This window comes from Streptomyces sp. NPDC058307, assembly GCF_042880295.1.
GTDB lineage: Bacteria > Actinomycetota > Actinomycetes > Streptomycetales > Streptomycetaceae > Streptomyces.
On sequence record NZ_JBHVYZ010000036.1, the window covers coordinates 42,443 to 53,609 of the forward strand.

Consider the following 11,167-nt stretch of genomic DNA (forward strand, 5'->3'; position numbering starts at 1 on the left):
ATGGGTCCCGTACTCGCCGGCGTCCTTCAGCTGCTGGCCCTCATAGGGGCGCTGGCGCTCGCCCACATCCCCCTCGGCACCTACATGGCCGGGGTCTACTCCTCCGACAAGCACTGGCGCATCGAGAAGTGGATCTACAAGGCCATCGGCGCCCACCCCGACACGGAGATGCGCTGGCCCGCCTACCTGCGCGGAGTCCTCGCCTTCTCGGCCGTGTCGGTCCTCTTCCTCTACCTCCTCCAGCGGCTCCAGGGCGTACTGCCGCTGTCGCTCGGCTTCAAGGCCATCGACCCGGACCAGGCGTTCAACACCGCGGTCTCCTTCGTCACCAACACCAACTGGCAGTCCTACTACGGCGAACAGGCCATGGGCCATGTCGTGCAGACCGCCGGCCTGGCCGTGCAGAACTTCGTCTCGGCGGCGGTCGGCATGGCCGTCGCCGTGGCGCTGGTGCGCGGGTTCGCGCTCCCCCACTCTCGGCTTCGCTCGAGCGGGGGGACCCCCATCCGCACCGGGGAACTGGGCAACTTCTGGTCCGACATGGTCCGCGGTGTCACCCGCATCCTGCTGCCCGGCGCGTTCCTCGCGGCGATCGTGCTGGTCGCCTGTGGCGTGATCCAGAACTTCGCCGGGATCCATGAGGTGGGCCAGTTCATGGGGGGCTCGCAGCAGTGGAACGGGGGCGCCGTCGCCTCCCAGGAGGCCATCAAGGAACTCGGTACCAACGGGGGCGGCTACTTCAACGCCAACTCGGCGCACCCGTTCGAGAATCCGACGCCCTTCACCAACCTCCTCGAGATCTTCCTGCTGCTGGTGATTCCGTTCTCGCTGACCCGCACCTTCGGGGTGATGGTCGGCTCGGTCAAGCAGGGCTACGCGATCCTCACGACCATGGCCGTCATCTGGGTCGGCTTCGTCGCCCTGATGATGTGGACGGAATTCGCCCACCACGGACCGGCGTTGCAGATCGCCGGCGGCGCGATGGAGGGCAAGGAGGTCAGGTTCGGCGTCGGTTCCTCCTCGATCTTCGCGGTGTCCACGACCCTGACGTCGACAGGCGCCGTGGACTCGTTCCACTCGTCCTTCACCGGGTTCGGCGGCGGCATCACCATGCTCGGCATGATGCTGGGCGAGATCGCGCCCGGCGGCACCGGCTCCGGGCTCTACGGGATGCTGGTCATGGCCGTCATCGCGGTGTTCATCGCCGGTCTCATGGTCGGTCGTACCCCCGAGTACCTGGGCAGGAAGATCGGCGCCCGCGAGATCAAGCTGGCCGCCTGCTACATCCTCGTCACCCCGGCGCTGGTGCTCGTCTTCACCGCCGCGGCGATGGCGCTGCCCACGCCGGGCAACTCGATGACCAACACCGGGGCGCACGGGTTCTCCGAGATCCTCTACGCCTACACGTCCGCCGCCAACAACAACGGCTCGGCCTTCGCCGGACTGAACGCGGACACCCAGTGGTTCAACACCACCCTGGGTCTGGCCATGGTCCTCGGCCGCTTCCTGCCCATGGTGTTCGTGCTGGCGCTGGCCGGCTCGCTCGCCGAGCAGCAGCCCGTGCCGGCGACGGCCGGCACCCTGCGCACCGAAAAGCCGCTGTTCACCGGGTTGCTGGTGGGCGCGATTCTCATCATCACCGGTCTGACGTACTTCCCGGCGCTCGCGCTGGGCCCGCTGGCCGAGGGGCTGGCGTCATGACCACGCGTACGGGGACCACGCGTACGCGGACCAGACGTACGGGGACCACGCGTACCGGGACCACACGCTCCCGGACCGCTCGCGACGAAAGCGAAGAGATGTCCACAGCCACTCCCACCCGGGCGCCGCACAGCGACGACGTCCCCACCGGGCACTCGTCTCCCGAGGGCCGTGTCGGCGCGGGCCTCTTCGACCCGAGGCAACTGCTGAAGTCACTGCCCGACGCCTTCCGCAAGCTCGACCCGCGGGTGATGGTCAAGTCGCCCGTGATGTTCGTGGTGTGGATCGGCTCCGCCCTGACCACCGCCTTCTCCTTCAAGGACCCCGGCGACTGGTTCGGCTGGACCATCAGCGCCTGGCTGTGGCTGACGGTTCTCTTCGCCAACCTGGCGGAGGCGGTCGCCGAGGGCCGGGGCAAGGCGCAGGCCGACACCCTGCGCAAGGCCAAGACCGACACCGTCGCCAGACGTCTCGTGGGCGATCGTGAGGAGCATGTGCCCGGCACCGGTCTGCGGATCGGGGACCTGGTCGTCTGCGAGGCCGGCGACATCATCCCCGGCGACGGTGACGTCGTCGAGGGAGTCGCGTCGGTCGACGAGTCGGCGATCACCGGTGAGTCGGCCCCCGTCATCCGGGAGTCGGGCGGCGACCGCTCGGCGGTCACCGGCGGCACCAAGGTCCTCTCCGACCGGATCGTCATCAGGATCACGACGAAGCCGGGCGAGACCTTCATCGACCGGATGATCAACCTGGTCGAGGGCGCGGCCCGGCAGAAGACGCCCAACGAGATCGCCCTGAACATCCTGCTGGCCTCGCTGACGATCGTCTTCCTGCTGGCCGTGGCCACGCTGCCGCCGCTCGCCGACTACGCGGGCACCCACCTCACGATGGTCGTGCTGGTCGCCCTGCTCGTCTGCCTCATCCCCACGACGATCGGCGCGCTGCTCTCCGCGATCGGCATCGCGGGCATGGACCGGCTCGTCCAGCGCAACGTCCTGGCGATGTCCGGCCGGGCGGTCGAGGCCGCCGGTGACGTCTCCACGCTGCTGCTCGACAAGACCGGCACCATCACCCTCGGCAACCGGCAGGCGGCGGAGTTCCTTCCGGTGAAGGGCAGCACCGAGGCCGAGCTCGCCGACGCGGCCCACCTGTCGTCGCTGGCCGACCAGACGCCCGAGGGCCGCTCCGTGGTCGTCCTGGCGAAGGAGAGGTACGGGCTGCGTGAGCGCCATCAGGGTGATATCGCGGGCGCCGACTGGATCGCCTTCACCGCGCAGACCCGCATGTCCGGCGTGGACGTCGACGGCAGGAGGGTGCGCAAGGGCGCGGCCGGTTCGGTCATCGCCTGGGTCGAGGAGCAGGGCGGCACGGTCGCCGAGGACGCCGGGACCCTCTCCGACCGGATCTCCGAGGCCGGCGGCACTCCGCTCCTGGTGGCCGTCGAGGACGAGCGGGGGGCCCGGGTCCTCGGAGTCGTCCACCTCAAGGACGTGGTCAAGGAGGGCATGCGGGAGCGGTTCGAGGAGCTGCGCCGCATGGGCATCAAGACCGTCATGATCACCGGTGACAACCCGCTGACGGCCAGGGCGATCGCCGAGGAGGCGGGCGTCGACGACTTCCTCGCGGAGGCCACTCCCGAGGACAAGATGGCCCTCATCAAGCGCGAACAGGCGGGCGGCAAGCTCGTCGCGATGACCGGTGACGGCACCAACGACGCACCGGCCCTGGCGCAGGCGGACGTGGGCGTCGCGATGAACACCGGGACGTCGGCCGCCAAGGAGGCCGGCAACATGGTCGACCTCGACTCCGACCCGACCAAGCTGATCGAGATCGTCGGGATCGGCAAGCAACTCCTCATCACCCGGGGCGCGTTGACGACGTTCTCCATCGCCAACGACGTCGCCAAGTACTTCGCGATCATCCCGGCGCTGTTCGCCGCGGTCTACCCGGGCCTGGACAAGCTCAACATCATGGGCCTGTCGTCGCCGGATTCCGCGATCCTGTCCGCCGTCGTCTTCAACGCGCTGATCATCATCGCTCTCGTGCCGCTCTCCCTGAAGGGCGTGCGGTACCGGCCGGTGAGCGCGGACAAGTTGCTGCGGCGCAACCTCGGGATCTACGGCCTCGGCGGGCTGATCGCGCCCTTCGTCGGCATCAAGATCATCGACCTGCTCGTCTCGCTCATCCCCGGGATCGCGTGAAGGCCATGAACAACTCCTTTGTGAACACCGCCCGTCTGCTCGGCGCGGGTCTGCGGGCACTGCTGGTGTTGACCGCGCTCACCGGCATCCTCTACCCGCTGGCCGTCACAGGTGTGGCCCAGGCGTTCTTCCACACCGAGGCCAACGGCTCGGAGACCAAGGCGGACGGCAAGGCCGTCGGCTCCTCCCTCATCGGTCAACAGGGCTACAGCCTCGGCTACTTCCAGCCCCGGCCGGCCGACGGACTGGGAAAGAACTCGGTCAACACCCAGTACACACTGATCCTTTCCGGCGCCACCAACCGCTCCGCCGACAACCCCGAGCTCGTCACGTGGGTGAAGGAGGCCAAGGCCAGAGTCGTCAAGGACAACTCCACCGCCGACTACAAGGTCAAGCCGTCCCAGGTACCCGCCGACGCGGTCACCTCCTCGGGCTCCGGCCTCGACCCGGACATCTCCCCGGCCTACGCGCGGCTCCAGGTCCACCGGGTCGCCGAGCGCAACGGCCTGTCCGTCGCGCGGGTCGAGAAGCTGGTCGAGGACCACACCGAGGGCCGTACGCTCGGCTTCATCGGCGAGCCCCGGGTCAACGTCCTCGAACTCAACATCGCCGTCAAGGAACTGGTGGCGAAGACGTGAGGGCGTGACCCGGCTGCGCCACCTGTCCGAGGCTCAGCGCGTCGCGGCGCGTGTCCCGCGGCGGCGCAGGGCGAACACCGTGGTCGTGGCGACGGCGGTGGTGAGGGCGGCGGCGAGGGTGATCGGCAGGGCCGGTGAGGAGCCGCCGGTGCCGACGACGTTCTGTGCCCTGGGATCCGCGACGTAGGGCGCGTACGGCGCCTTGGCCGATGCGGCTGATGCGACCTGTGCGCCCCTGGCCGCACCGGTGTCCACGGCGGTCAGTACGCCCGCCGTCACCCCTGCCGCGACCAGGAGGGCGCCGGCCGCGAGCAGCACGGGACGCCGCCGCAGGACCGGGACGGGTGGAACGGTCCTGGCTCCGGCTCGGGTGGGGACACGCCGGGGCTCCAGTGGGTCGTACGGGATGCGTCGGGGGCGCCGACAATCGCAAGCGGGCCGCCGGTCGCGAGGCGTGTTCCCGACCAGCTCCTGACCGGAGCAAAAGCCGGAGTTCGTCGGCAGTTCATCCATGGCGCGCGCCGGGCGGCGCCACGCGGCCCGGCTCAGGGTCGCCTGGAGACTCCTCCAGCCCTCGGGCCGGTGCGGCTCTCCAGGGCGTGCAGGACGGCCACCATGTCCTCGTCGCCGTGGCCCTGCTCGACGGCCTCGCCGTACAGGGCGTGGCAGACGTCGAGGAGCGGGGAGGCCAGACCGGCCTTGCGGGCGGCCTCGGCGATCAGCCGGTTGTTCTCCAGGACGTTGGTGGCGGCGGCCTGCACGGTGAAGTCGCGGGCCAGCAGCTTGGGTCCCTTCACCTGTGAGACCGCACTGGCCATCGGGCCCGCGTCCAGGACGTCCCGGAGCAGGCGCTGGTCGAGGCCGTGGCGGTCGGCGAAGTGGAACGCCTCGGCCAGCCCGGTGACGAGGGTGATCAGGAACAGGTTCACCGAGAACTTCATCAGCAGCGCGCCGGGGACCGCGCCGCAGTCGAACGTCTCCCGGCACATGGCGGCCAGCAGCGGGCGTACGGCGGCGACGGCGTCTTCGTCACCGGCCGTCATCCCCACCAGTTCACCCTGCTCGGCGGGGATGCGGGAGCCGGAGACGGGAGCCTCGACATACCGTCCGCCCGCCGTCCGGACGGCGTCCTGCAGACCGGCCGAGTACTCGGCCGAGGTCGTGCCCATGTGGATGACGGTCCGTCCGGCCACGAGAAGGACGAAGTCCGGGGTACCGCGACCCAGTACGGCGTCCACGGCGGCCTCGTCGGCCAGCATGAGGATCACGGCCCCGGCCCGGGCGAAGACCTCGGCCGGGCTCCCGGCGACCTCCGCTCCGGCGGTACCCAGGGCCTCGCTCCGGCCGGGAGTGCGGTTCCACACGACGAGAGGCGTCCCGGCCCGGACGAGGTTGAGGGCCATGGGCTGCCCCATGGTTCCCAGGCCGATGAATCCCACGGACACGAGGCACCGCCATTTCCGGCTCACGCCGAAGCCGAGCCGTTGCCGCACGCTATGACAGCGGTCATAGTAAGCGCGGCTATGACGGCGGTCATAGAGTGCATCCGAACAGAACCGGACGTGGAGGTCGGAGATGGCGGTGTCCGAGAGGGGAGCTCGGGAGCGGATGGTCTTCAGCGCGGCCCAGCTCATCCGGCGCGACGGGGTGGCCGCCACCGGCATGCGGGAGGTCGCCGCCCACGCCGGTGCGCCGCGCGGTTCGCTCCAGCACTACTTCCCCGGCGGCAAGGAGCAACTGGTCAACGAGGCCGTGGAGTGGGCCGGCCGGTACGCGGGCAACCGGGTCGCCCGATTCCTCGCCGCCCTGCCCGAGCCGACACCGAGCGGGCTGTTCGCCGCGATGGTGCGCCAGTGGACCGACGAGTACGAGAGCGCCGGGTTCGCCGGCGGCTGTCCGGTCGCCGCCGCCACGGTGGACTGGGCGGAGTCCACCGCGTCCACGCGGACGGCGGTGGCGGAGGCGTTCGCGACCTGGACCGGTCCGGTGGCCCGGGCACTGGCCGACATGAACGTGCCCGAGGAACGCGCCGGAGCGCTGGCCACCCTCATGGTCAGCGCCTTGGAAGGAGCGATTCTCATGGCCCGGGCGGAGCGGGACATACGTCCGTTGACGACCGTGAGCCGCGAACTCGGCCCCCTCCTCGACGCCGCGGTGAGCCGGGAGGGCTGACCGGTTCTGCCACGGCGGGAAGGAGTGGTACTCCCTACGCCGGCGGCGTCACCGGAGCCCACATGCCCATCCACTGCTCGGCGTCCCACTTCACGAACCGTCGCACCTCGACGAACCCCAGCTTTGCCGCCAAGGACATCGAGCGGGCATTGGCGGTCTGGGTGTAGAGCACGACAGGCACCCCGGGAACGGCGTCCGCGAACCAGTCGAGTGCCGCTGCGCACGCCTCGGCCGCGTACCCGCGCCCCCATGCCCGCGGAAGGAACAGATAGCCGATCTCGGCCTCGCCGGCATCCGGCCGCACCTGCCCCCGGCGCTCGGCATCGCGCCGGCTGACCTCGACGGTTCCGATCATCGCTCCGTCGAGCTCGATCACGAAATGGCCGGGGCGCTGCCCCGGCGTCTCGGGCACCGAGCGCTCGAGCTCATCGCGCGGTTGCGGGCCGCCGAGATAGGTGTGCACCTCCGCTGAGGAGAGCAGCTCGATGAACGCCGGACGGTCCCTCGCTTCGGACGCGCGCAGCACGAGCCGCTCCGTTCTGATCGGGTCAACTGGCCAGGAGGCAGGGGCGAGTTGAGTCATGGTGGGCAACATATCGTGCGGCCGTCAGAGAACTCGATCTCGGCTAGGGGGCCGGGGACGGCGTCAGGAGCGCGCTCGTGACCACCTCGAAGAGGTGATCTGCGCGGGCGGCGAGCGAGGGCTGATCGCTGAGCCAGGCCAGTGAGCCGGCCAGCGCGAACAGGTCGGTGCCGTCGACGTCGCCGCGTGCCAGGCCCTGCGCCTGGGCGCGGGTGAGGAGGTGCGTGCCGGCGGCGCGCATCGCGACGCACGAGGCGTGCAGCGCGGACTCCGGGTCCTCGATGGCCGTCACCATCAGCTCCACGACGCCGCGGTAGTTGTGCGCGCAGGCGACGAAGTCGCGCAGCCACGAGATCAGCGCGTCGTCGGGCTCCCTCGACGTCTCGAGGACACCCGCCTTGACCGCCAGTTCGTCGAAGTTCGTGCGCAGCAGCGCTTCGAGCAGGGCCTCGCGGGTGGGGAAGTGACGGATCAGCGTGGCGAGTCCCACGCCCGCCCTGCGGGCGATGTCCCGCAGCGACGCGTCGACGCCCTGCTCGGTGATGACGGCGCCCGCAACGGCGAGCAAGTGGTCGTGATTCTTTCTGGCGTCGGCTCGCATGTGCCCCTCTTGACTATCCGGATCACTGATCCATATATTCGGATCAGTGGTCCGGATAACCGGATCGCTGATCCGGACAAGCGTATCCCGCCGCGCGGACAGAGGAGAAAGTGATGCCGACACACACGATGAGGGCGATCCGTCTGCACGAGTTCGGTGGCCCCGAGGTGCTGCGCCACGAGGAGGTGCCGGTTCCCGAACCCGGCCCGGGTGAGGTGCTCGTGCGCGTACACGCCATAGGCGTCAACCCTCCTGACTGGTACGCCCGGGGAGGAATGCCCGACGTATCTCCCGAGCTCAAGCCCCCGGTCGAGCTCCCCCTGATTCCGGGGACCGACGTCTCGGGCGTAGTGGAAGCCGTCGGCGCAGACGTCGACGACTTCGCGGTCGGAGACGAGGTGGTCGGCCTTCTGCGCTTTCCCACCGCACTCCAGGGCAGCGCCTACGCCGAGTACGTCACCGCGCCGGCGTCCGACCTCGCGCGCAAGCCGGCTTCCGTCGACCATGTGCACGCCGCCGCTCTGCCCATGTCGGGGCTGACGGCGTGGCAGTTCCTGATCGAACTCGGGCACGACCACCCCTCGCCGTTCCAGGCGACCCGGCACCGGCCGATGCCGCTCGACCGCGAGACCACCGTGCTCGTCAACGGCGCTGCCGGCGGAGTGGGCCATCTCGCACTCCAGCTGGCCAAGTGGAAGGGGGCCCGCGTCATCGCCGTGGCGTCCGGCGCCCACGAGGCGTTCCTGCGCGAACTCGGCGCCGACGAGTTCATCGACTACACCAAGGAGCGTCCGGAAGAAGTCGCCCGGGACGTCGATCTCGTCCTGGATGCCGTCGGGGGCCCCGACAGCAGGCGCTTCCTGCGCACCCTCAAGCGCGGTGGAGCCCTCTACCCGGTGTACTTCGGAGAGTTCGACGACGACGAGAACACGAGGCTGGGCGTGACCGTCACGGCCACCCAGGTCCGCTCGAACGGCGCGCAGCTCGCCGAACTGGGACGCCTGCTCGACGCGGGCACGGTCCGCGTCGCGATAGACAGCACGTTCGCGCTCGCGGACGCCAGGGCGGCCCACGAACGCGCCGCCCGCGGACATATCCGGGGCAAGATCGTGCTTACGGTCGCTGAGAACTCCTGACGAGGGGGTTCCCGTGTGAGCTCCAGGTCTGGGCGGTCGACGCCGGTGGAGCGGCCGGGTGGACGGACACCGGCGCCACGTAGGGCGCCCGGCATGACAAGCTGTGCTTCCCACTGCCCGAACCCAGGAGGTCACGATGACCGCAGAAGCTGCATCCCCAGAAGGTTCGGAGCCGGCCGAGCCCGAGACGTCACCGCTCGCGCCCGACAGCGACGGCAACTACGACCTCAAGCAGAAGTTCCGCGAGGCACTGGCGCGCAAGCGCGGTGCGCAGGCGGAGGCCGCCGACCTCGCCGCCAACCCCAACGCGTCGAAGATCCGTGGGACACACGGCCCGGCGTCGAGCCAGCGGTCGTTCCGGCGCAAGAGCGGGGGCTGAGCCGGAGCGGCACCGGAATCCGAGTGGGGCGCTCGATGTCCCCGCGACCGTTTCCGGGCACCTCACGCCGTGCCGTCGGCTGAGGTGCCCGGAGCGTGTCTCCGCGCGACGATCTGCGTCGCGTGTGGAACGGCCCCGCGCCGACAGACCGGTGGTCGTGGCCGAGGGCCGGCCTCGATACACCGTTGATCGATGTGTCAACGCCACATAGGTTCCGGCGTATGACAAACGTACGGATCGGTGTGATGTACGACCGCGACTGGGCCCCCGAGGGGCTGCCCGGGTTCGCGCGGCAGGCCGAGGCTCTTGGCGTGGACGACGTGTGGGTGGTCGAGGACCTCGGCTGGAACGGCGGGGTGTCGGCGGCGGCCGTGGCCCTGGGAGCCACGGAACGCATCAGGGTCGGCATCGGCATCGCCCCCGCCCCCTTGCGCAGCCCGGCGCTCCTGGCGATGGAACTGGCCACGCTGGCAAGGGTGTTCCCCGGACGCCTGGTGGCCGGGATCGGGCACGGCGTGCAGGAGTGGATGGCCCAGGTGGGAGCCGCGGCGCGCTCCCCGCTGGCCCTGCTGGAGGAGACGATCACCTCCGTACGCGCGCTGCTGCGCGGCGAGCGGGTGGAGCTGGCAGGACGCGAAGTCCACCTGGACGGCGTCCAGTTGACGCATCCCCCGGTCGAGGTCCCGCCGGTGGTCGCGGGGGTGGTGCGCTCTCGTTCCCTGGAACTGTCCGGACGGGTCGCGGACGGCACCGTCATCGCGGAGGGACACGGCCCGCACGACTTGGAGAACGCCCGCGCGTTGACCGTCAAGGGCGGCGCCGCGTCCGACCACACCCTGACGGTCTTCGCCTTCGCCTGCGTCGGTGACGATCCCGATCAGGTGGCCCGGACCCTTCACCCGCACGTCGAGGGCCACGGCGCCTGGCTCGGCCGCCCGCCGCACGAGGTGTTCACCGTCTCGGGCCCCGCACCGCAGGCCGCCGGACACATCCGCGAGCTGGCGACGGCCGGTGCCGACACGGTCGTACTGCGGATCACCGGCGCTGATCCGCTGCGGCAGCTGAAGGCCGTACTGGAGGCGGTCGGGCAGCAGGACTGAGGGGTGGGGCATGCTGGTATCCGGTGGAGCCGGGCCGGGAGGTGCACGGATGCGACGAGGATGGGCTGGGGGCTGGATGATCGCGGGGATGGTCGTCCTGGCGGCGTGCGGCGGCTCGTCCGGCGGGGCGTCCGGGAGCGGCTCCGCGACGCCGTCGACGGGTGCGCCGACGTCCGCGTCCGGGACGCCGCCCACAAGCCCCGCAACGAGCCCCGCTGCGAGCCCCTCTGTGTCACCGACCGCTAGCCCGACCGGACGGACCCCGTCCGCGTCGGCCTCCGCACCCTCCTCGCCGAAGGGCTGTGCCAGCGGGCACGTGGACGTCACCGTGTCCCCAGGTGATCCGCCCCGGCGCGAGGTGTGTGTACGACCCGGGACCGTGGTGTCGCTCGTCCTGCGCCCTCGCACGGACGGCAAGCGGTGGACCGCCATACGCAGTTCGGCGCGGGCCTTCGTCCTGCCGTCCGGCTGGCAGCTGGACGCGGACGGCACCGCGAGGGCCGCGCTGCGGTGCGCGGGCACTCGGGGTGGCGCCGCCGACATCACCGTCCTGGCGAAGGAACCGGATCTGGCGGGCACGGGCAGCGTGGCCTTCACGCTGCAGGTGAACGTGGTGCCGCACACGACGGCGGGGTGACCCCGGAAACCGGGATCAC

At 70.5% G+C, this 11,167-nt stretch carries 13 protein-coding genes; 9 read left to right on the top strand and 4 right to left on the bottom strand.

Going from position 1 to position 11,167, the window contains the following annotated elements:
- The 3 genes from kdpA (at position 1) to ACFVYN_RS24655 (ending at position 4,540) form a co-directional block, all read left to right on the top strand.
- On the top strand, positions 1-1,701 hold the full coding sequence (gene kdpA, locus ACFVYN_RS24645) for a potassium-transporting ATPase subunit KdpA (RefSeq protein ID WP_390001879.1): 1,701 nt from the start codon (positions 1-3) through the stop codon (positions 1,699-1,701).
- 98 nt (positions 1,702-1,799) lie between these two features.
- Positions 1,800-3,902, top strand: coding sequence for a potassium-transporting ATPase subunit KdpB (kdpB, locus tag ACFVYN_RS24650; protein ID WP_390001881.1), 2,103 nt, complete (start codon positions 1,800-1,802; stop codon positions 3,900-3,902).
- 5 nt (positions 3,903-3,907) lie between these two features.
- Entirely contained in the window at positions 3,908-4,540 is a 633-nt protein-coding gene (locus ACFVYN_RS24655) for a potassium-transporting ATPase subunit C (protein ID WP_390001883.1), read from the top strand.
- A 33-nt stretch (positions 4,541-4,573) separates the two neighbouring features.
- Here ACFVYN_RS24655 and ACFVYN_RS24660 read toward each other — a convergent pair whose 3' ends face one another.
- Positions 4,574-4,858: a hypothetical protein gene (locus ACFVYN_RS24660; protein ID WP_390001885.1), complete on the bottom strand. Its 285-nt coding sequence runs from the start codon at positions 4,856-4,858 to the stop codon at positions 4,574-4,576.
- Between the two features lie 227 nt (positions 4,859-5,085).
- A complete protein-coding gene (locus tag ACFVYN_RS24665) occupies positions 5,086-5,985 on the bottom strand; it encodes an NAD(P)-dependent oxidoreductase (RefSeq protein ID WP_390001887.1) in 900 nt (299 codons plus the stop codon).
- A gap of 130 nt (positions 5,986-6,115) precedes the next feature.
- Between ACFVYN_RS24665 and ACFVYN_RS24670 the strand changes: the two genes are divergently transcribed.
- The gene (locus tag ACFVYN_RS24670; RefSeq protein WP_390001889.1) at positions 6,116-6,712 is read left to right on the top strand and encodes a TetR/AcrR family transcriptional regulator; all 597 of its coding nucleotides are present in this window, start codon (positions 6,116-6,118) and stop codon (positions 6,710-6,712) included.
- Between the two features lie 34 nt (positions 6,713-6,746).
- On the opposite strand, the gene ACFVYN_RS24675 is transcribed toward ACFVYN_RS24670, so the two are convergent.
- Together ACFVYN_RS24675 and ACFVYN_RS24680 are read right to left on the bottom strand one after the other, a co-directional pair.
- Positions 6,747-7,295, bottom strand: a complete 549-nt coding sequence (locus tag ACFVYN_RS24675; protein ID WP_390001891.1) for a GNAT family N-acetyltransferase — start codon at positions 7,293-7,295, stop codon at positions 6,747-6,749.
- A 43-nt stretch (positions 7,296-7,338) separates the two neighbouring features.
- Positions 7,339-7,896: a TetR/AcrR family transcriptional regulator gene (locus ACFVYN_RS24680; protein WP_390001893.1), complete on the bottom strand. Its 558-nt coding sequence runs from the start codon at positions 7,894-7,896 to the stop codon at positions 7,339-7,341.
- A 113-nt stretch (positions 7,897-8,009) separates the two neighbouring features.
- On the opposite strand from ACFVYN_RS24680, the gene ACFVYN_RS24685 reads away from it, so the two are divergent.
- From ACFVYN_RS24685 to ACFVYN_RS24705, 5 genes are all read left to right on the top strand, one after another.
- Positions 8,010-9,032 carry an NADP-dependent oxidoreductase gene (locus tag ACFVYN_RS24685; protein WP_390001895.1) on the top strand — a complete coding sequence of 341 codons (1,023 nt, stop codon included), beginning with the start codon at positions 8,010-8,012 and terminating at the stop codon, positions 9,030-9,032.
- Positions 9,033-9,168: 136 nt separating this feature from the next.
- Complete coding sequence (locus tag ACFVYN_RS24690) at positions 9,169-9,411, top strand: DUF5302 domain-containing protein (protein WP_390001897.1); 243 nt, start codon at positions 9,169-9,171, stop codon at positions 9,409-9,411.
- A 221-nt stretch (positions 9,412-9,632) separates the two neighbouring features.
- The gene (locus ACFVYN_RS24695) at positions 9,633-10,511 is read left to right on the top strand and encodes an LLM class flavin-dependent oxidoreductase (RefSeq protein ID WP_390001899.1); all 879 of its coding nucleotides are present in this window, start codon (positions 9,633-9,635) and stop codon (positions 10,509-10,511) included.
- Between the two features lie 105 nt (positions 10,512-10,616).
- Positions 10,617-10,757 carry a hypothetical protein gene (locus ACFVYN_RS24700; protein WP_390001900.1) on the top strand — a complete coding sequence of 47 codons (141 nt, stop codon included), beginning with the start codon at positions 10,617-10,619 and terminating at the stop codon, positions 10,755-10,757.
- A gap of 133 nt (positions 10,758-10,890) precedes the next feature.
- Entirely contained in the window at positions 10,891-11,148 is a 258-nt protein-coding gene (locus ACFVYN_RS24705) for an acetyl-CoA synthetase (protein ID WP_390001902.1), read from the top strand.
- Positions 11,149-11,167: the final 19 nt, after the last annotated feature.